This window comes from Rhizobium sp. BR 362, assembly GCF_036528765.1.
In the GTDB taxonomy this organism is placed as follows: domain Bacteria; phylum Pseudomonadota; class Alphaproteobacteria; order Rhizobiales; family Rhizobiaceae; genus Rhizobium.
In genome coordinates, this window is record NZ_JARWGH010000003.1 from 15054 (window position 1) to 34133 (window position 19080).

Here is a 19080-nt window from a genome sequence, read left to right on the forward strand (position 1 = left end):
AGATCGCCGTCAGGAGTGCGTTATGGACCAGCCTTCCTCTCTTTCCCGTATCGATTGGGTTGCCCGGAGCTGCCGCCTGCTTGCGGCAACGGCAGCGGAATTCCGCGAGACCAGACCCTTCGAGGGCCTGGCGATCGGAGCCGGCATTCATCTCGAGCCGAAGACGGTGGCGCTGCTGATGACGCTGCGCGCCGGCGGTGCTCGCCTCGTCTGCACCGGCAATCTCAACAGTACCCAGCCGGAAACCGTCACATATCTGCGTGCGCAGGGCATCACCGTTTTCGCCACCCAGACCACCGATGCCGCCGAGCATGGCGCCAGCCTCGACGCCATCCTGGCGGAAAAGCCGGACCTGCTGCTCGACAATGGCGGCGATCTCTTTGCGCGCGCCGCCGAGCGGCCCTATGCGAATCTCCTGGGCGGCACCGAGGAGACGACGTCGGGCCGCACCCGGTTGCTGCCGATGCGCGACAGGCTGGCGATGCCGATCCTCGTCATCAATGACAGCCCGATCAAGCAGTTCGCCGAAAACAAGCACGCAGTCGGCCAAAGTCTGTTCGAGAGCTATCTTCGCTTCACCAACCGCTCGACCAACGGCAAACGCGTGACTGTCTTCGGTTACGGCGCCTGTGGCAAAGGCACGGCGGCCTGTTTCCGCAACGCCTATGCCACGGTTAATGTCGTCGATATTAATCCCGTGACGACGCTGGAGGCGCATCTGGACGGTTTCGTTACGCCGCTGCGGGATGAGGCGATCCGTACCGCCGATATCCTCATCACCGTCACCGGCTATCACGACATCGTGACTGCGGCGGACCTGCCGCTGATCAAGGATGGTGCGATCCTGATGAACGGCGGTCATTTCCCGCGTGAGATCGACGTCGAGGCCTTCCGAAACAGTTCGGATGTCGCCGGCATTGACCGCTATGAGGCCGAGCACATCGAGACCATCCGCATGCGGGACGGGCGCGCTTTCCACATTCTCGGCGCCGGTCACATGGCCAACCTCGCCGGCCCGCGCCCGCTCGGCAATACCGTCGAATCCATGGACCTCGGCTTCGCGCTGCAAGCCCGCTGCCTGGAGCGTGTGGCAAAGGGCGGTCTCGGCAAGGAGGCCTGCATCATTCCCGTGCCGGCCGATATCGACGCCATGGTGGCAGCGGCCTATCTCGATCTGGCGAGATGACTGCGAAGCCTATCCCGGGCGTGGAACACCGACTGTCAAATCCAGAGGACCATGACGCTGGCGAGAATGACGAAAGACGCCCTAAGCCTTCAACGCTTCCGGTAGCAGCCGGTCGTAGAGCCCAGCCATTTCATCGCCAAAGCAGCAGAAAATAATCTCGTTGAAGTCGCCGCCCATGCTCTCGGCAACAGCGGTGCGTGTCGCGATTGTGGCTGCGGGCTCGGCGGGGAAACGGTAGACGCCGGTAGAAATGGCGGGAAAGGCGATGGTTTTCAGACCGTGATCCCTGGCAAGGCCGAGGCTGCTGCGATAGCAGCTTGCGAGCAAATCGTCTTCGCCGCGCCCGCCATTCCAGACGGGGCCGACCGTGTGGATCACATGCTTGGCTGGCAGGCGATATCCCCTGGTGATCTTGGCCTGTCCAGTCTTGCAGCCATTCAGCGTCCGGCATTCCGCCAACAACTCCGGCCCGGCGGCACGATGGATCGCGCCATCCACACCGCCGCCGCCGAGCAGGCTGCTGTTTGCCGCGTTGACGATGGCATCGACGTCGAGCTTGGTGATGTCGCCGAGGATGACGGTGAAGCGTGTATTCGAGATCGCGGAGAGATCGAAGCGGATGGTTTCAAAAGCGGGCATTATGACACTCTCCAATCTTTGGATTGAGGTAGCGGTCGTCTATCGCTCCCAATAGGGAACCGGCCCATAAAGTTCCGCCAGGAAATCGATAAAGACCCGCACCTTGGCCGGCAGGAACTGGCGGCTGGGATAGACGGCCGACAGCGTGACGCTGTGCGAGCCTTCATAGGCCGGCAGCACCTGCACCAGACGGCCATCCTTGAGTTCGGGGCCGACATCCCAGGTGGAGCGCAGCGCAATGCCGAGGCCGGCGATCACCGCTTCGCGGATCACCTCGCTGGAATTGGTGATCAGCTTGCCTTCGGGCCGGAAGGTCAGCGCGCCCTTCGGTCCGTCCAGTCGCCACGGATCGTGATTATGCGGCGGCAGGCAGATGTGCCGCCGCAGATCATCGATATCCTCTGGCATGCCATGGGCGGCGATATAGGCTGGCGAGGCGCAGAGCACGCGGCGCACCAGCGCGAGGCGCCGTGCCACCAGACTGGAATCGGTGAGCTCCGCAATGCGGATGGCGAGATCAAAGCCGCCGCCGACGATATCGGTGAACTCGTCGGTCAGCATCAGATTGATCGCCAGATCCGGATGCGCCTGCATGAAGGCCTTCAAATGCGGGGCGATGTGCAGCCGGCCGAATGACGTCGGGGCCGAAATCTTCAGCGTGCCCTGCATCTGCGCGGAACGGCCGGCAATATAGGCCTCCGCCTCCTCCAGTCCGGCGAGGATGGCGAGCACCCGGTCGTAAAAACCTTGACCGGCTTCGGTAAGCGAAATCTGCCGCGTCGTGCGCTGCAAAAGCCGGGTGCCGAGCCGATCTTCCAACCGTTTGATTCGCTTGGAGATCACCGCCGGCGAAAAGCCAAGCAATCGACCGGCGAGCGACATGCTGCCGGTCGTGACGACACTGGCAAAGATTTCGAGATCCCCAAGATTGGTCATGTTCTATTTATTCCTGTTTTGACATAAATGCTTATCATTTACGCCAATTTCGCGAAAGTGATAAGCGTGATATGGCGTTAAAAAGAGGGGCGTCTATATTCGGGTGCAGGAGGAGAACGCCATGGCCGAGGCCATTTCATTTCTGGCGCCGCGTGCCGATGTTCTTGCCCGCCGGCGCGAGATCGTGGCGGACCTTATCGACCTCTTGCCGCCGGAATGTCTGATTCATGAGCCGCGCGAACTCACGCCTTTCGAGACGGACGCTTTCATTTCCTATCGCCGTATGCCGCTCGCCGTTGCCTTGCCGCGCTCGACGGCCGAGGTCGCGGCCGTCATGAAATACTGTCATCGCTATGGTATTCCCGTGGTGCCACGTGGAGCCGGCACGTCGCTCTCCGGCGGCGCTATTCCGCAGGAAGATGCCGTCGTGCTCGGCCTTTCCAAGATGAACCGCATTCTCGATATCGATCTCGCCAACCGCACAGCGACTGTGCAGGCCGGCGTGACCAATCTGCATATTTCCGAAAGCGTCTCGGCGGATGGTTTCTTCTATGCGCCCGACCCGAGCTCGCAGCTCGCCTGCACCATCGGCGGAAATATCGGGATGAATTCCGGCGGCGCACACTGCTTGAAATACGGCGTTACGACAAACAATCTACTCGGCGTCAAGCTGGTGCTCACCGATGGCACGGTGATCGATCTCGGTGGCAAAGCCTTGGATGCGGCGGGTTATGATCTGCTCGGACTTGTCTGCGGTTCGGAAGGCCAGCTCGGCATCGTCACCGAGGCGACGGTGCGGTTGATCGCCAAGCCGGAGGGTGCGCGGCCGGTTCTCTTCGGTTTCGACACGTCGGAACAGGCGGGCGCCTGTGTTGCCGATGTCATTGCCGCCGGCATCATCCCCGTCGCCATCGAGTTCATGGATAAGCCGGCGATCGAAATCTGCGAGGCCTTTGCCCATGCCGGCTATCCGCTGGATGTCGGCGCGCTGCTGATCGTCGAGGTCGAGGGTTCGGAAGCGGAGATGGACGACATGCTGAAAAGCATCGTCGAGATCGCCCGCACGCACACCGTCAAGACGGTGCGCGAGTGCCAGTCGGCGACCGAGGCGGCGCTGATCTGGAAGGGGCGCAAGTCCGCCTTCGGCGCCACCGGCCGCATCGCCGACTACATCTGCATGGACGGCACGGTGCCGCTCAGCCAACTCTCTTATGTCTTGAAAAAGACCTCTGAAATCATCGATGCTTACGGCCTGCGTGTCGCCAATGTCTTCCATGCCGGCGACGGCAATATGCATCCGCTGATCCTGTTCAACGCCAATGATCCCGAGGACGCCGCGAAAGCGGAAGCGGCGGGCAACGACATTCTCCGGCTCTGCGTCGATGCCGGCGGCTGCCTGACGGGCGAGCATGGCGTCGGCATTGAGAAGCGCGACCTGATGCGGCACCAATATTCGGAAGCCGATCTGGCGCAGATGATGTCGGTGCGCGCTGCCTTCGATCCCGGCTGGATTCTCAATCCCTCTAAAGTCTTCCCGCTGGATGGGCGCAACGCCGCATGAGAGAATATTTGCCGAAGACGGAAGACGAGGCGGCAGCCATCATCCGCGATCACGCCGCACGGGGTGCGGCATTGGCCATCGTCGGCGGTAACACGCGCGCTGGTTTCGGCAATGCCGTTGCCGCAGAGGCCATATTATGTTCGTGTGGGCTTACCGGTATCGTCGCCTATAATCCGGGCGAGATGGTGATGACCGCGCGGGCAGGGACGCCGGTTGCGGAAATCGAAGCGGTGCTGGCCCAAAACGGCCAGATGATGGCCTTCGAACCGATGGACCACCGACCGTTGATGGGAACGGACGGCGAGCCGACGATCGGCGGCGTCTTTGCCGCAAATGTTTCCGGCCCGCGGCGCTTGGTAAGCGGCGCCGCACGCGACAGCCTGCTCGGCGTTCGCTTCGTCAACGGCAAGGGGGAAATCGTCAAGGCCGGCGGGCGGGTGATGAAAAATGTCACCGGCCTCGATCTCGTCAAGCTGATGGCCGGTTCGCATGGCACGCTTGGCCTCCTGACGGAAGTCACCTTTCGGGTGCCGCCGCGGCTGAAGACGGAGGAGACGATCATCGTCTCCGGCCTCAACGATGCCGAGGCGGCAAACGTCACGGCCGCGGCCATGGCGCTGCCCGTCGATGTATCCGGCGCGGCACATCTGCCGCTGACCGTCTCCTGGACGTTTCTGGACGGCCAATTGCCCGAAGGAGCGGCGACGGTGTTGCGCATCGAAGGTTTGGCCGGCTCCGTTTCGGTGAGGGCGGAGAAGCTGGCCTCGGCCATGCGCCGACTTGGCATCGTGGCGCGACTTGCCGAAGCGGAAAGCCACCGTCTCTGGCGCGAAATCCGCAATGTAAAGCCTTACGCCGACGGCACGATGCGCCCTGTCTGGCGTGTTTCGGTCGCCCCCAGCATCGGCCACCAGCTCGTCGCGGCGCTGCGCCTCGAAGCTGGCGTCGACGCCTATTACGATTGGCAGGGCGGCTTGGTCTGGATGCGCATGGAGGCGGAGCCGGAGGGAGAATTGGTGCGCCGCTACATCCATGCGCTCGGCGGAGGTCATGCCACTTTGCTGCGCGCTGCGCCCGCCGACCGCGCGATGACATCAGCGTTTCAGCCGCAGCCTGAGGCCGTGGCCCTGCTGTCGGCGCGCGTGAAGGAAAAGTTCGATCCTGCGGGGATTCTCAATCCGGGGAAGATGGGATGATGCGGATGGCGTCTTTTGCTAGGCACCCCCTCACCCTAACCCTCTCCCCGCGGGGGAGAGGGGATGACCTCATTTACAGGGATCCTTCGATGCTCTCCTTTCCCCTTCTCCCCTTGGGGAGAAGCTGCCCGACAGGGCGGATGAGGGGGGTGAGGAGCGTCAGCGACGAACACCTCGAACAGCAGCGCAAGTTTGCTCTTGTTTGCAGCCATAACGTCCCCTCAACCCGCACTGCCAGCACTCATCTCCCCGCCGGGGCCAAGGTAGGGAGAGCCTGATGCAGACCAATTTCACCCCCGCCCAGCTTGCCGATCCGCATGTTGCAGAATCCGAGGCGATTTTGCGCAAATGCGTCCATTGCGGCTTCTGCACCGCCACCTGTCCGACCTATGTGACGCTCGGCAATGAGCTCGACAGTCCGCGCGGCCGGATCTATCTGATCAAGGATATGCTGGAAAACGGCAGGCCTGCCGATGCCGAAGTGGTGACGCATATCGACCGCTGCCTTTCCTGCCTTGCCTGCGTGACCACCTGTCCGTCCGGCGTCGACTATATGCATCTCATCGACCATGCCCGCATCCATATCGAAGAGACCTACAAGCGGCCCCTGATGAACCGGTTGACGCGCAGCGTGCTGGCTGCGGTGCTGCCTTATCCCGGCCGGTTCCGCCTGGCGCTCAATCTTGCTCGCTTGGGACGGCCCTTCAAGGGCTTGATGAGCCGCATCCCGGCGCTGAATCCCTTCGTTGCCATGCTCGATCTTGCGCCGCGCTCCATCGCGGCGCCGTCGGCTTTCGCCAAGCCCGGCCGGCATCAGCCGCAGGGGGAACGGCGTGGGCGGGTGGCGATCCTGACCGGTTGCGCCCAGCCGGTGCTCGATCCTGCCATCAATGAGGCAACCATCCGGCTTCTCGCCCGCCTCGGCGTCGAAGTGGTGGTGCCGCAAGGCGAGGTCTGCTGTGGTTCGCTGGTGCACCACATGGGCCGGGAAGAACAGGCGCTGGCCAGTGCCCGCGCCAATATCGATGTCTGGATGCGCGAGATCGAAGCCGGTGGGCTCGACGCGATCATCATCACCGCATCCGGTTGCGGCACGACGATCAAGGACTACGGCCATATGCTCCAGCTCGATTCCGCCTATGCCGACAAGGCCCCGCGCATCTCGGCGCTCGCCAAGGACATTACCGAATATCTCGCAGGCCTCGATCTGCCCTCGCATATGCCGCGCGGCATCACTGTCGCCTATCATTCCGCCTGCTCGATGCAGCATGGTCAAAGGATCACCATGGCGCCGAAACTGCTGCTGAAGGCAGCAGGCTTCACCGTGCGCGATCCGGCGGAAGGGCATCTCTGTTGCGGCTCGGCCGGCACCTACAACATCATGCAGCCGGAAATCTCAGGGGAGCTGAAGGCGCGCAAGGTCAGGAATCTCGAGGCGACGAAGGCCGATATCATCGCAACCGGCAATATCGGTTGCATCACGCAGATCGCGACAGGAACCGACAAGCCGATTCTGCACACGGTCGAATTGCTGGATTGGGCCTATGGCGGCGACATGCCGGATAAGCTCCGCCAGCTCAAGGTGGCGGCCTCCTAAGGCCGTCCGGGACAGGGGAAAAGCTTCCGTCGGATTGGTGAAAAGCCGGACCGCTTAGTGCAGCCGACTGGTCGGCGATGGCCGGTGTGCCCGCCATTCCACCTCGAATTTTTCGGCGCCTATAAGCGTCAGACTGATTCGATCTTGCCCTTCCTCAATGAAGACACCGTCGACCAAGCCGGCAACACCATCATAAAACGAACCTTCAACGAGGCTGTCGATGCGCGCCATCTCGCGCTCCCGGTCTGTATAATCGGCAATGGACACGCATTGCCGATGGCCATCGGCAAAAACATCGATCAGCCGGGGGACGTCTCCGCCGTCGCCGACCTCGTAATAGACGATGACCGGCTCCTCGCTTTCCGGATGGATCCAGTCGCATCGGTAATAGGAAAAGCTCATGCCGGTATTGTCTACTACAAAAACCCCTAAATCAGAACAGATTTAGGGCTTTCGGCAACAATAATGGCCGCGTTTCTTAGAAGTTGAACGATACGCCGAAGTCGATGGCATGGGTGAAGACATCGGTCTTCAGGTTGGCGCCGCTGTCGATCGGGACGTTCACGAAGTTGTAGTTGCCCTTATATTCGACGAAGGTCGACCAGTGTTGGCTAAACTGATAGCTGATGCCAGCCTGCGCCTGCAGCGATGCGCCGCCGAACTCGTAATCGAAGGTGCGGCCAGAGGCACGGGTGACTTCGACATGCGGCACGTTGATGCCGGCGCCGAGGCCGACATAGGGCGTCCACTTGCGGCTCGGATCCTGGAAGCGATAGAGCGCATTGAGCGTCAGCATATTGAGGCCGTCGGTGAACTCGAAATGCGACCAGCCGGGTGTATTGCCGAGATCGCCATAGACCTTGGCGTGGGTGTAGTCGAGCGAGACGCCACAGTTCGACTTGTTGAACTCGTCCAGCCACCAGATGCCGCGGGCGCCGAAATAGGGCGGCATCTTGAAGGACTTGCCGGACCAGTTGGGATCGAAGTCCGCGCCGTCAGATGTCTTGACATTGTTGCCGGTCGCGCCCTGGAAGCCGCCGTAGGCCGAAAACTGCATCTCCGCTGAAGCCGAACCGGCGGCAAAGACAAAAGCTGAAACCGCAAGCGCGGCTACAGCCGGCTGCCTGATGCGAAGTGCACGATGCATCTAAAATCCCCAAGTAGCAAAGTGTCGCTATCTAAACGTGCTTATGTGACAGTTCTATTGCAACGTCCCCTGATCGGAGTGGCTTAGGTGGGAAGGCTGACACCAAACTGAACCAAAAGGGCAGTTTGCCGAGCGCCGGACGCGATAAGTTTGGGGATGTTACACCTCCGCCACAGTGACTATGGTCGGACGGATATGCCGCCGCACAATGGGGCGGGCTGCTTTGCCCGTCTCCCCCAAGGCGGGGGAGACGTCACTATGGCGATAGAGAAGAGATCAGACGTTCCGCAGGCCGAAACGTCTTGCTTGGAAAATCCTGCCGCTGCTCAGCCGCCGAATATCGTCCGCAATACGTCGATGCCGCGGTCCTGGTAGCTGACTTCGCCCTGCTTATTGCCGGGGCCGACGACGATGACCTTGGTGCCGACAGGGACGCGCTCGTAGAGGTCGATCACATCCTTGTTCATCATGCGGATGCAGCCGGAAGACATGTTCAGGCCGATGCTCCAAGGCTGGTTGGTGCCATGAATGCGGAACGCCGTGTCGTTGCCGTTGCGATAGAGATACATCGCGCGGGCGCCGAGCGGATTATCCTCGCCGCCTTCCTGATAGGCCGGCAGCTTGTGGCCCTTCTTGGCTTCGCGAACGATCATTTCCGGCGGTGGCGTCCAGCCCGGCCACTCCGCCTTGCGGCCGACCTTGACGACACCGGACCAGCCGTAGCCTTCGCGGCCGACGCCGATGCCGTAGCGCCGCGCCCGGTTGTCGCCTTCGACAAGGTAGAGATATTTATTGTTGGTATCGATGATGACCGTGCCTGGCGCTTCATTGGTCACCAGCCGCACGATCCGCCGCTGAAACTGCGGCTTGACCTGTCCCTGCGGCTGCATTGCCACACGGATCACATCGGTGCGCGTCGCTTGCGCGGCCTGAGGCGCAGAGGCGCTGAAGGCCGCGGCATCCGATGCCGCCAAAAGGCACGACATAACCATTCCCGCCGCCGCCACGACCGGTAGTATTGATTTCATCCGTCATTCCCCTCTCGATTTACCGCGCAAGAAACTAACGAAACTTGCGAGAGTATCAAGATGAAATCGCTGAGGGCAAAGATCGAACCGGTGGGCCGGCGACCTGATGTAGCATCCGAAAGAGCCTTATTGGCGGGTAATATCAATGCTTACAACGGCATTGCTGCGCCCGACGTGCCATGCGCAGCAATCTTGATAGCAATCACATCACTATAACGCGTGTCCCGACCTTCACACGATCGTAGAGGTCGATCACATCTTCATTGCGCAGACGGATGCAGCCGGAGGACACGGCGTTGCCGATCGTCCAGGGGGCATTGGTGCCGTGGATGCGGTAGAGGGTCGAGCCGAGATACATGGCGCGGGCGCCGAGCGGGTTGGCCTCGCCGCCCTCCATATGGGCCGGCAGATAGTGGCCCTTCGCCGCTTCGCGCGCCAACATTTCCGATGGCGGCGTCCACTCGGGCCATTCCTGCTTGCGGGTGATCGTATGTGCACCGGCCCATTCGAAGCCGGGTTTGCCGACGCCGACGCCATAGCGCCGCGCCTTGCCGCCGTCCATCACCAGGAAGAGGAAGCGATTGTTGGTGTCGATGACGATCGTGCCTGGTCTTTCCCTCGTCTGGTAATCGACGATTTGCGGCAGGAACTGCGGGTCGACTTGGCCGCGGATTGCCGGATATTGCGGCCGGACGACGGCCGCCGGCTGTACGACGGGACGGGCAAACAGGCCGCGCGGCTGGATTACCCGCCGTACCTGCGGATTGACGGCCTGGCTATCCGCCGGATCGTTCATCGGGTTGACGGCCCGCCGCGCCATGGGGCGAACGGGATAGACCGCCGGCTGCACGGTGGCGCCGCCGAGCTGCATCACCCAGGGCGCGGTCAGATCGGGGCTGACGATGACGGGCGGGCGCGACTGGTAACGGTCATCGGCGAAAGCGCCGGAAGCGAGCAGGCTCAAAGCGCCCGCAGCAAATAAAATGCATTGTTTCATCATCGGACAAACTCTCTACAAACGGGCCGAGGATGGGCGTAATTGCGCCCGGTCCAGAATATGGTGCCACTTGCGCGCCAGCGAATGGTAAACATCTATTCATCAAAATGCCGCGAAGCGGATAAACCTTTGTCAGGGTTACTGCTTGGTTTGGAAAGACGGTTTGCAAGTGGTAAACCTTGAATCGGGATGACTTGCCTTCGAATCGTTCTCTCGATCTTAAGTATTTGATTGGCATGATCTTATCCGAAAGCTGCTCGCCAGTTTTCGGGATCGGGTTCTAAAAATAGGGGACGAACTGTAACAATGGCCGGAACAGGCATCATTACCGGTGAGGATGGCAAGGACCGCTGCTTCTGGCACGGCAATCTGCCGGAGTATCAGCGCTACCATGATCAGGAATGGGGCCGGCCCGTCATCGACGACATCAGGCTTTTCGAAAAGATCTGCCTGGAAGGATTTCAATCCGGCCTGTCCTGGTTGACGATCCTGCGCAAGCGCGAGAATTTCCGTGCTGCCTTTGCCGGTTTCGACTTCGAGAAGGTGGCCGATTTTGGCGAGGCTGACATCGAGCGCTGCCTCGGCGATGCCGGCATCATCCGCCATCGCGGCAAGATCGTCTCTACCATCAACAATGCCCGCCGCGCCATCGAGCTGCGCCAGGAATTCGGCTCGCTCGCCCGCTATTTCTGGAGCCATGAACCATCGGCTGAGGAGCGTCCGGCCTTTGTCGATTATCCGACCATTGCCGCTAATCCCACGACACCGGCCTCGGTGCGGATATCGAAGGATCTGAAGAAGCGCGGCTGGACCTTCGTCGGGCCCACTACGGTCTATGCCTTCATGCAGGCCATGGGCCTCGTCAACGATCACATCGAAGGCTGCTATTGCCGGAAAGAGGTGGAGGCGATGCGCACTGCATTGGTACGGCCATGAGACGCCTGGCGCTGGCTTTTTCGCTGCTCACTTTCGTCCTGCTCGGCAGTCACGCCGCCTATGCGCAGGATACTCAGGAGGATGAGAGCACCCATGGCACCCAGCAGACGCCGCTTCCGCAACTCGATCGCGGCGAGACCGTGGAAAAGCTCGGTTTCCCCGCCGTCCTGGAGAAATTGAAGGGCTGGACGAAGTTCGGCAAGGGCAAGGTCTATACCCTGCCGCTCAAAAAGGGCCAGCACGTCCGGATCACCTTCAGCTCGAAGAGCAAATACGCCTATATGGCGATCTTCGATCTTTCCTCGAACGATGACGAATCCTTCTTCGGGACCGACGAAGACGGCATGGTTGCCGATGTCACCGTCAATGAGGACACGACATGGCTGATCAAGCCCTATTACTCCCGCGTCACCCGGCGCCGCGGCCTGGGCGCCCCCTATGAAATCCTCATCGATCCCAATCCGCCCGCCACACAGCAATCGAACCAGCCGGCTGATCAAGCGCCGTCGCTGTTTCCGCCGAGGTCAAAACAGGGGCAGTGAGAGATATTAGGAGAGTTCCGCAATGACCCCTCGCAACTCTCCCAGATGCTCGATCTTCCGAAATCTCGGCGCTTCGGTCGGTTCAGCGACATGTTCGAAGGCCCATGTGAGTTCGTGCGGCACGAAGACGCCGTAGCTTCCGGCAGCGAGCGCAGGCACGATGTCCGACTTCAGTGAGTTGCCGACCATCATCGCCCGTTCCGGCCCGTCGCCGACCTTGGAGAAGATGCGACGATAGGTGGAGGCATTCTTGTCGGAGACGATTTCGATGGCATCGAAGAGATCGCCGAGGCCGGACTGCGCAAGCTTGCGCTCCTGGTCGAAAAGATCGCCTTTGGTGATCAGCACCAGCAGGTAATTGCCCGTCAGGGCTTCCAATGTTTCCCGGACATTGGGAAGCGTTTCGACGGGATGGGCGAGCAGATCGCGGCCGATATCGAGGATTTGCGCAATCACGGTCGTCGGCACTTCGCCCTTGGTGATCTCGATCGCCGTTTCGATCATCGACAGCGTGAAACCTTTGATGCCGAAGCCGTAATGGTGCAGATTGCGCTTCTCGGTTTCCAGCAACTCCTGGGAAATGTTCTCGCTTTCTGCGTAGTCGGCAAGCAGTTCGATGAACTGCCGTTCCGTCAGACGATAGAATTGTTCGTTCTGCCAGAGCGTATCGTCGGCATCGAAGCCGATCGTGGTCAAAGGGCGTTGTGTCATGGACATTCTTGCTCTTGCGGATTGCATGGATGCGAGAGTCTATCGCGCGTCTAAAAGGAGGCAAGGGCGAAGCGCGGGTCACTGCATCGTGATCGGTGCCGGGTATCGTGTTGAAATCGGATTCCGGTGCATTATGTCGATGTTGTCTCGATGGTGGTGGCGCCAAGACCGCTCCTCGATGACCTTCTTCGGACCTCCCAAGGCAGCGCGGATGAGCGGCTGTCATGCCGAGGCCAATAGCCAAGAGACAAGAATTCACCGGCCGGAAGCTGCCTTTCGGCGGATCACAAGGGATTTCTTCAAATGCGTTATAACCAACTCGGCAATACCGGCATGTTCGTCTCAGAACTTTGCCTGGGCACGATGACCTTCGGCGAAGCCAATCCCAACAGCATGTGGGGTGCGATCGCCGATGTCGACCAGGCGAAGGCTGACGAGATCGTCGAAAACTCGCTCGCCGCCGGCGTCAATTTCATCGACACCGCCGACGTCTATTCCTTTGGCAACTCGGAAAAGCTGCTCGGCCAGGCGCTGAAGAATGTCGGCGTGCCGCGCAAGGATGTCATCATCGCCACCAAGGTTTACGGCGTCATGGGTGACAAGCCGAACGATCGCGGCGCCTCGCGCGGTCATATCATGGATTCGGTTCAGGCAAGCTTGGAGCGGCTGCAGACCGATCATATCGACCTCTATCAGATCCATGCCACGGACACCGTGACGCCGATCGACGAAACGCTGCGTGCGCTTGACGATCTCGTCTCTCGCGGAATGGTGCGTTATGTCGGTGTGTCCAACTGGCAAGCTTGGCGCATCGCCAAGGCGCTTGGCATTTCCGAACGCCGCGGCTTTGCCCGCTTCGAAACGGTGCAGGCCTATTATTCCATCGCCGGCCGCGATCTGGAGCGCGAAATCGTACCGCTGATGGCTGAGGAAAAGCTCGGGCTTATGGTCTGGTCGCCGCTCGCCGGCGGTCTTCTTTCCGGCAAGTATGGTCCGGGCGCACCCGGCAACGGCGAGGGACGACGCGCCAGCTTCGACTTTCCGCCTGTCGACAAGGACCGCGCCTGGGCCTGCGTCGCCGCGATGCGCGAAGTCGCTGAGAAACACGGCTCCAACGTGGCGACCGTGGCGCTTGCCTGGATCCTGGCAAAGCCTTTCGTCACCAGCATCATCATCGGCGCCAAACGCCTCGACCAGCTCGACCAGAACCTGGCCGCCGTCAAGCTGAGGCTCGATGCAGACGATCTCGCCAAACTCGACGAGGTCAGCGCGCTTGCTCCGGAATATCCCGGCTGGATGCTGAGCCGCCAGGGTGCCGCCCGCCGGCCGCAGCCATTCGAGCCGAAGGCCTGAGCCTTCACGAATGAAACGCCGCCGTCTCGTGAGACGGCGGCGCTTGCCGGAGAAAGAGGCGCCGCCTCTCGCTCCGCGTTCCCTGGCTTATTTGCCGTGCTTCTTCAGCCAGGCGTTCATTTCCTTGATTTCGGCCTCCTGCGCCTTGATGACACCTTCCGCCAATTTGCGCAGTTCCGGGTCTTTGCCGTATTTGAGCTCGATCTTGGCCATGTCGATGGCGCCTTGATGATGCGGGATCATGCCGCGGACGAAATCCGCATCGGCATCGCCGCTATAGGTGATCATCATATCCTTGTGCATCTTGCTCATGGCATCGTTGAAGGCCTTGCTGGATGCGCCTTGGTTCCCCATGGGCTTGCTCATGTCCATGCCGGACATGTCGTCAGCAAGGGCAGGAACGGCAAGTGCGAGAGCAAAAGCGCCGGCGATGATCATGGATTTTGAAACAGGCATGAGAATTCCTTTCCGTTTTGAACGGCATCTGAAATCTTGTGCGGCAACGCCGCATCATTGATGAATGGAAATCAGGAGCGTCAGGCAAAACGGGGAGGCGGCGCTCTTGGAGCGGGACGGGAATCATGCAGCCGTTGGCCATGCCTGGGCGCTGGATATGAGAATGCCAGAGGCTTGCCATCATCCATTGCAAGCGAGGGCGCGACCGCAAGGCAGGCGGCGCAAGAAGGGGCATGTGCCATACCGCCGGCGCAGGGATTGTCCGGCTTTTTGTCGGCGTGCATGGCTATGGAATCATGATCCGTCATGCCAGGCATATCAGCCATGCCGGCGTGCATGCTCATGCCCGAGATAGCCGGCATTGCCACCGCGGAATCGCAGATTGGGCAATTCGCCAGCGCCGGCATGGCGCCATAGAGCAGCCAGGCAATGAGCATTGTCAGGATCGCAAAGAAGCGCATGCGCAAAAATCTAAATTTGTGGTCGCAAAAGGCAAGCGGAAATCGCATTCAGCGATGGTTGGCGGAATATCGGGGCGCCAGTTTGATCTCGCTCAGGATTTCGACGGGAGGAGATCTCACGCAATCGGCAACATCGAAAGTCACGGTAAATCTTGCCGGCGTTTCCGCAGCCCATGTCAGCGCCGTTTCGGCCGATGCCATCGGGATTTTCATCGCGATCGTGCAATGAGGCTGCCAACGGTTGGGGCGGTAATGCTCATCACATAGGAGGGGATCGATTTCCCGATGAATGGCTTGGTGGGCATGGCGCAAGGCGCTGTCATCGACCGGACGCGCCCAAAGCACCAGCACTTCGTTCCTGAAGTGCCGAATGCCCGAAAACTCCACCGAAATCGCCGGAATATTATCAAATGCCTTGCGCGCTGCCTCGCAGAGGTACTCGGGCGAGATATCTTCGTAGATGGCAAAGGTCAGATGCGGAGGGTAGTTCAGCCCTTGCATCGATGGCACGGTCTCGAAAGCGCTGGCTTGTCGCCAGAGATCGAGGACGGGCAGCGCCGTATTGTTGGTGCATTTCAGGCTGATCGCGTAGGGCATGGCTTCTACGTCCCCCGTCGTCTGCTCCGTCGCTTTTGTCGGTTTTGACGGACGACAGCATACAACAATCCTTGCCGCATCCCGCGCTATCCGCTAGTTAACCGCCACTGTTCCCGTACCGGATTATCCTGCAAATGAGCGATAAACAAAAGAAACCGCAAAAGCTCAAGGCCCGCTTGCCGCGTGGCTTTGTCGATCGTTCGGCGAGCGATATTCGCGCCGTCAACGAAATGACCGCCAAGATCCGGGCCGTGTACGAGCATTATGGTTTCGATCCCGTCGAGACGCCGCTGTTCGAATATACCGATGCGCTCGGCAAATTCCTGCCCGATAGCGATCGGCCGAACGAAGGTGTGTTTTCGCTGCAGGACGATGACGAGCAGTGGATGTCGCTGCGCTACGACCTGACGGCGCCGCTCGCCCGTCATGTCGCGGAGAATTTCAACGAGATCCAGCTCCCCTACCGCACCTATCGTGCCGGCTATGTTTTCCGCAACGAGAAGCCGGGGCCGGGCCGTTTCCGCCAGTTCATGCAGTTCGATGCCGATACGGTCGGCGCGCCGGGCGTGCAGGCCGATGCCGAAATGTGCATGATGATGGCCGACACGCTGGAGGCGCTCGGCATCAAGCGCGGCGACTATGTGATCCGGGTCAACAACCGCAAAGTTCTCGACGGCGTGCTGGAAGCGATCGGCCTCGGCGGCGATGACAAGGCTGCCCAGCGCCTGAACGTGCTGCGTGCCATCGATAAGCTCGACAAGTTCGGCCCGGAAGGCGTGTCGCTCCTGCTCGGGCCGGGTCGCAAGGACGAGTCCGGTGACTTCACCAAAGGGGCAGGGCTGGACGCGGGCCAGATCGAAAAAGTGCTCTTTTTCGTCGGGATCAAGGATTATGCCGAAAGTGCTGTTCGGCTCGCAGAGCTTGTCGCCGGCACATCCAACGGCAGCGAAGGCGTTGACGAACTGAACCTGATCGGTTCGCTGGTCACCAGCGCCGGCTATCATTCCGATCGCATCAAGATCGATCCGTCCGTCGTGCGCGGCCTCGAATATTATACCGGCCCGGTCTACGAGGCCGAACTCCTGTTCGACGTGACCAACGAAAAGGGCGAGAAGGTCGTCTTCGGCTCGGTCGGGGGCGGTGGCCGTTATGATGGGCTCGTCTCGCGCTTCATGGGCCAGCCTGTACCGGCCACCGGCTTCTCCATCGGCGTGTCGCGCCTGATGACGGCGCTGAAGAACCTCGGCAAGCTCGGCACGGAAGAAGTGATCGAGCCCGTGCTCGTCACCGTGATGGATGGCGATGTCGAGGCCATGGGTCGCTACCAGCGCTTCACGCAGCAACTGCGTGCTGCCGGAATTCGTGCCGAGATGTTCCAGGGCAATTGGAAGAAATTCGGCAATCAGCTGAAATATGCCGACCGCCGCGGCTGCCCGATCGCCATCATCCAGGGTGGCGACGAGCGCGCCCAGGGCGTCGTGCAGCTCAAGGACCTGATCGAAGGCAAGCGCCTTTCCGGCGAGATCGAGGACAATGCAAGCTGGCGCGAGGCCCGCGTCGCGCAGGAGACCGTGCCGGAAGCTGATCTGGTGGCTAAGGTCAAGGCCATGCTGGATGCGCAGGCGGAAGATCGCAAGAGGGCACTCGGCAATGTCTGAGTGCGCGGCTCTGCCCCTCACCCTAACCCTCTCCCCGCTTGCGGGGAGAGGGGACGATCTCTTTTGCTGCGGCCCGTCGACCCTCGTAGAGGGGAGGGCCGACGGAGGCTGCGTTTATCCCCTTCTCCCCTCGGGGAGAAGGTGGCCCGAAGGGTCGGATGAGGGGAACTTTCCGCTCGGGGAAACTATCCTTCGCTTACCGCTCAGGATTTTCCCCGCCGGGAAGAAGGGGAGGGCAATCCCATGCCTCTGATCAACCTCCCAGATTTTGCCGGCGATCTGCTGGCTGAGTTTGCCGCCCGCCGGACGGAGAGGGTGGACACACCGATCATCCAGCCGGCAGAGCCTTTTCTCGATATGGCCGGCGAAGACCTGCGCCGTCGTATCTTTATGACCGAAAGCGAAACCGGCGCCAGCCTTTGCCTGCGCCCGGAATTCACCATTCCCGTCTGTCTGCGCCACATCGAGACCGCGACAGGCACGCCGAAGCGCTATTCCTATCTCGGCGAGATCTTTCGCCAGCGCCGCGAAGGTGGCCATGAATTCTATCAGGCCGGCATCGAGGATCTGGGCGATGGCGATACGGCGAGCGCCGACGCCCGCGCCATCGGTGATGCCATCGGCATTCTCAATCGGTTGGTGCCGGGCAAATCGCTTACCGTGACGCTCGGCGACCAAGCTGTCTTCGAAGCGGTCGTCCAGGCGCTTGGCCTGCCATCCGGGTGGCAGAAGCGGCTGATCCATGCCTTCGGCAATATGATGCATCTCAAAGCGCTGTTGGCACGGCTCGCAAGTCCGCAGCCGGTGACCGGCCTTGATCCGCATGTGCTGGACTTTCTGACGCGCGGCGACGAGCAGGGACTGGTCACGCATATCGACAGCACCATGAAGGCGACCGGCTATTCGACCAACGCCAGCCGCTCGCCATTGGAGATTGCCCGTCGGCTCCGCGAAAAGCTGGTCCTTTCGGAAACTCATCTCGACGATGCGGCTTTCGGTGTGCTGGAGGAATTCCTGCAACTCCGCCTGCCACTCGCCGACGCCTCTTCGGCGCTGGCCGGCTTTGCCGATGCGGCCGGTCTGAAGCTCGGCAATGCACTTGAGCGTTTCGATGCCCGCGTTACGGCTCTTGCCAGCGCCGGCGTCGACGCTACCCGGATCGAATATCGCGCCGCCTTCGGCCGTCCGCTCGATTATTACACCGGTCTCGTCTACGAAGTGACGGTGGAAGGATCACCGGCGGTGCTCGCCGGTGGCGGCCGTTTCGACCGGCTGCTGACGTTGCTCGGTGCAACGGATCACATCCCGGCCGTCGGCTTTGCGCTCTGGCTCGACCGGATCGAAACTGCGAGGGCCGCCTGATGACCATCACCATTGCGCTTCCCTCCAAGGGCCGCATGAAGGACGATTGCTCGGCTGTCTTCGAACGGGCCGGCATGCCCATCGTCGCCGTCGGCAACGACCGCTCCTATCGCGGCCGTGTCGAAGGTTGGGATGATGTCGAGATCGCCTTCCTCTCCGCTTCCGAAATTTCACGCGAGATCGGCAATGGCAGCGTCGATTTCGGCGTCACCGGCGAAGATCTGGTGCGCGAGGGCTTGGCAGATGCTGATAGGCGCGTCGAGTTCTGCGCCCGCCTCGGCTTCGGCCATGCCGACGTCGTCGTCGCTGTTCCGGATATCTGGCTCGATGTCGATACCATGGCCGATCTCGGCGATGTCGCCGCTGATTTCCGCGCGCGGCGCGGCCGCAGGCTGACGATCGCCACCAAATATTGGCGGCTGACGCAGCAGTTCTTCTCCAGCCAGCACGGCATCCAGCTCTACCGCATCGTCGAAAGCCTCGGCGCCACGGAAGGGGCGCCTGCCGCCGGCTCCGCGGATATCATCGTCGATATCACCTCGACCGGCTCGACGCTGAAGGCAAACCATCTGAAGGTGCTCTCCGATGGCACGATCCTGCGCTCCGAGGCCTGCCTCGTCCGCGCCCGCAAGGAGAGCCACGAGAGCGATCCCATGGTTCAGCGGATCATCGCCGCCGTGCGCGCCGCGCTCTGATATTTCTGCTCTCTTCAACGAT

The 19080-nt window shown here is 61.0% G+C and carries 19 protein-coding genes; 10 read left to right on the forward strand and 9 right to left on the reverse strand.

Translation table 11 applies throughout. The features are described 5' to 3' along the window. The first annotated feature begins 22 nt into the window (after positions 1-22). Entirely contained in the window at positions 23-1186 is a 1164-nt protein-coding gene (locus QDY28_RS04435; RefSeq protein WP_331380462.1) for an adenosylhomocysteinase, read from the forward strand. An 81-nt stretch (positions 1187-1267) separates the two neighbouring features. On the opposite strand, the gene QDY28_RS04440 is transcribed toward QDY28_RS04435, so the two are convergent. Next, the gene (locus tag QDY28_RS04440) at positions 1268-1825 is read right to left on the reverse strand and encodes an O-acetyl-ADP-ribose deacetylase (protein WP_331380463.1); all 558 of its coding nucleotides are present in this window, start codon (positions 1823-1825) and stop codon (positions 1268-1270) included. 39 nt (positions 1826-1864) lie between these two features. Next, a complete protein-coding gene (locus QDY28_RS04445; RefSeq protein WP_331380464.1) occupies positions 1865-2761 on the reverse strand; it encodes a LysR family transcriptional regulator in 897 nt (298 codons plus the stop codon). 121 nt (positions 2762-2882) lie between these two features. Between QDY28_RS04445 and QDY28_RS04450 the strand changes: the two genes are divergently transcribed. The 3 genes from QDY28_RS04450 to glcF all read left to right on the forward strand — a co-directional run bounded on the left by QDY28_RS04450 (position 2883) and on the right by glcF (position 7115). Further along, a complete protein-coding gene (locus tag QDY28_RS04450; RefSeq protein ID WP_331380465.1) occupies positions 2883-4322 on the forward strand; it encodes an FAD-binding oxidoreductase in 1440 nt (479 codons plus the stop codon). Beyond that, positions 4319-5518, forward strand: coding sequence for an FAD-binding protein (locus QDY28_RS04455; protein WP_331380466.1), 1200 nt, complete (start codon positions 4319-4321; stop codon positions 5516-5518). Before QDY28_RS04450 ends, QDY28_RS04455 begins: the two co-directional genes overlap by 4 nt. Before the next feature lie 277 nt (positions 5519-5795). After that, positions 5796-7115 (forward strand): glycolate oxidase subunit GlcF, encoded by a 1320-nt coding sequence (gene glcF / locus QDY28_RS04460; RefSeq protein ID WP_331380467.1) that lies wholly within the window; start codon positions 5796-5798, stop codon positions 7113-7115. Between the two features lie 54 nt (positions 7116-7169). Here glcF and QDY28_RS04465 read toward each other — a convergent pair whose 3' ends face one another. From QDY28_RS04465 to QDY28_RS04480, 4 genes are all read right to left on the reverse strand, one after another. Beyond that, positions 7170-7517 (reverse strand): DUF6881 domain-containing protein, encoded by a 348-nt coding sequence (locus tag QDY28_RS04465; RefSeq protein ID WP_331380468.1) that lies wholly within the window; start codon positions 7515-7517, stop codon positions 7170-7172. 76 nt (positions 7518-7593) lie between these two features. Further along, on the reverse strand, positions 7594-8262 hold the full coding sequence (locus tag QDY28_RS04470) for an outer membrane protein (RefSeq protein ID WP_331380469.1): 669 nt from the start codon (positions 8260-8262) through the stop codon (positions 7594-7596). Positions 8263-8588: 326 nt separating this feature from the next. Beyond that, positions 8589-9290: a L,D-transpeptidase gene (locus QDY28_RS04475; protein ID WP_331380470.1), complete on the reverse strand. Its 702-nt coding sequence runs from the start codon at positions 9288-9290 to the stop codon at positions 8589-8591. A gap of 202 nt (positions 9291-9492) precedes the next feature. Beyond that, entirely contained in the window at positions 9493-10290 is a 798-nt protein-coding gene (locus QDY28_RS04480; RefSeq protein ID WP_331380471.1) for a L,D-transpeptidase, read from the reverse strand. A gap of 303 nt (positions 10291-10593) precedes the next feature. Here QDY28_RS04480 and QDY28_RS04485 point away from each other — a divergent pair, with 303 nt between their 5' ends. Together QDY28_RS04485 and QDY28_RS04490 are read left to right on the forward strand one after the other, a co-directional pair. Beyond that, positions 10594-11223 carry a DNA-3-methyladenine glycosylase I gene (locus QDY28_RS04485; RefSeq protein WP_331380472.1) on the forward strand — a complete coding sequence of 210 codons (630 nt, stop codon included), beginning with the start codon at positions 10594-10596 and terminating at the stop codon, positions 11221-11223. Further along, positions 11220-11765, forward strand: coding sequence for a hypothetical protein (locus QDY28_RS04490; protein WP_331380473.1), 546 nt, complete (start codon positions 11220-11222; stop codon positions 11763-11765). Before QDY28_RS04485 ends, QDY28_RS04490 begins: the two co-directional genes overlap by 4 nt. Positions 11766-11771: 6 nt before the next feature. Here the strand turns inward: QDY28_RS04490 and QDY28_RS04495 are convergent, their stop codons facing one another. Then, the gene (locus QDY28_RS04495) at positions 11772-12476 is read right to left on the reverse strand and encodes an HAD family hydrolase (protein WP_331380860.1); all 705 of its coding nucleotides are present in this window, start codon (positions 12474-12476) and stop codon (positions 11772-11774) included. 303 nt (positions 12477-12779) lie between these two features. Between QDY28_RS04495 and QDY28_RS04500 the strand changes: the two genes are divergently transcribed. Next, positions 12780-13829: an aldo/keto reductase gene (locus tag QDY28_RS04500; RefSeq protein ID WP_331380474.1), complete on the forward strand. Its 1050-nt coding sequence runs from the start codon at positions 12780-12782 to the stop codon at positions 13827-13829. A gap of 87 nt (positions 13830-13916) precedes the next feature. Here the strand turns inward: QDY28_RS04500 and copM are convergent, their stop codons facing one another. Further along, positions 13917-14285, reverse strand: a complete 369-nt coding sequence (gene copM / locus QDY28_RS04505; RefSeq protein WP_331380475.1) for a CopM family metallochaperone — start codon at positions 14283-14285, stop codon at positions 13917-13919. A 509-nt stretch (positions 14286-14794) separates the two neighbouring features. After that, a complete protein-coding gene (locus QDY28_RS04510; RefSeq protein ID WP_331380476.1) occupies positions 14795-15343 on the reverse strand; it encodes a 2'-5' RNA ligase family protein in 549 nt (182 codons plus the stop codon). A 134-nt stretch (positions 15344-15477) separates the two neighbouring features. On the opposite strand from QDY28_RS04510, the gene hisS reads away from it, so the two are divergent. The 3 genes from hisS to hisG all read left to right on the forward strand — a co-directional run bounded on the left by hisS (position 15478) and on the right by hisG (position 19058). After that, entirely contained in the window at positions 15478-17001 is a 1524-nt protein-coding gene (gene hisS / locus QDY28_RS04515) for a histidine--tRNA ligase (RefSeq protein WP_331380477.1), read from the forward strand. Between the two features lie 243 nt (positions 17002-17244). Next, on the forward strand, positions 17245-18363 hold the full coding sequence (locus QDY28_RS04520; RefSeq protein ID WP_331380478.1) for an ATP phosphoribosyltransferase regulatory subunit: 1119 nt from the start codon (positions 17245-17247) through the stop codon (positions 18361-18363). Beyond that, the gene (gene hisG / locus QDY28_RS04525; RefSeq protein WP_331380480.1) at positions 18363-19058 is read left to right on the forward strand and encodes an ATP phosphoribosyltransferase; all 696 of its coding nucleotides are present in this window, start codon (positions 18363-18365) and stop codon (positions 19056-19058) included. The genes QDY28_RS04520 and hisG overlap by 1 nt, the downstream gene beginning before the upstream one ends. Positions 19059-19080: the final 22 nt, after the last annotated feature.

Coding starts and splice junctions, on each gene's coding strand:
- QDY28_RS04435 (WP_331380462.1), top strand. CDS start 23: ATGGACCAGCCTTCCTCTCTTTCCCGTATCGATTGGGTTGCCCGGAGC.
- QDY28_RS04440 (WP_331380463.1), bottom strand. CDS start 1,825: ATGCCCGCTTTTGAAACCATCCGCTTCGATCTCTCCGCGATCTCGAAT.
- QDY28_RS04445 (WP_331380464.1), bottom strand. CDS start 2,761: ATGACCAATCTTGGGGATCTCGAAATCTTTGCCAGTGTCGTCACGACC.
- QDY28_RS04450 (WP_331380465.1), top strand. CDS start 2,883: ATGGCCGAGGCCATTTCATTTCTGGCGCCGCGTGCCGATGTTCTTGCC.
- QDY28_RS04455 (WP_331380466.1), top strand. CDS start 4,319: ATGAGAGAATATTTGCCGAAGACGGAAGACGAGGCGGCAGCCATCATC.
- glcF (WP_331380467.1), top strand. CDS start 5,796: ATGCAGACCAATTTCACCCCCGCCCAGCTTGCCGATCCGCATGTTGCA.
- QDY28_RS04465 (WP_331380468.1), bottom strand. CDS start 7,517: ATGAGCTTTTCCTATTACCGATGCGACTGGATCCATCCGGAAAGCGAG.
- QDY28_RS04470 (WP_331380469.1), bottom strand. CDS start 8,262: ATGCATCGTGCACTTCGCATCAGGCAGCCGGCTGTAGCCGCGCTTGCG.
- QDY28_RS04475 (WP_331380470.1), bottom strand. CDS start 9,290: ATGAAATCAATACTACCGGTCGTGGCGGCGGCGGGAATGGTTATGTCG.
- QDY28_RS04480 (WP_331380471.1), bottom strand. CDS start 10,290: ATGATGAAACAATGCATTTTATTTGCTGCGGGCGCTTTGAGCCTGCTC.
- QDY28_RS04485 (WP_331380472.1), top strand. CDS start 10,594: ATGGCCGGAACAGGCATCATTACCGGTGAGGATGGCAAGGACCGCTGC.
- QDY28_RS04490 (WP_331380473.1), top strand. CDS start 11,220: ATGAGACGCCTGGCGCTGGCTTTTTCGCTGCTCACTTTCGTCCTGCTC.
- QDY28_RS04495 (WP_331380860.1), bottom strand. CDS start 12,476: ATGACACAACGCCCTTTGACCACGATCGGCTTCGATGCCGACGATACG.
- QDY28_RS04500 (WP_331380474.1), top strand. CDS start 12,780: ATGCGTTATAACCAACTCGGCAATACCGGCATGTTCGTCTCAGAACTT.
- copM (WP_331380475.1), bottom strand. CDS start 14,285: ATGCCTGTTTCAAAATCCATGATCATCGCCGGCGCTTTTGCTCTCGCA.
- QDY28_RS04510 (WP_331380476.1), bottom strand. CDS start 15,343: ATGCCCTACGCGATCAGCCTGAAATGCACCAACAATACGGCGCTGCCC.
- hisS (WP_331380477.1), top strand. CDS start 15,478: ATGAGCGATAAACAAAAGAAACCGCAAAAGCTCAAGGCCCGCTTGCCG.
- QDY28_RS04520 (WP_331380478.1), top strand. CDS start 17,245: ATGCCTCTGATCAACCTCCCAGATTTTGCCGGCGATCTGCTGGCTGAG.
- hisG (WP_331380480.1), top strand. CDS start 18,363: ATGACCATCACCATTGCGCTTCCCTCCAAGGGCCGCATGAAGGACGAT.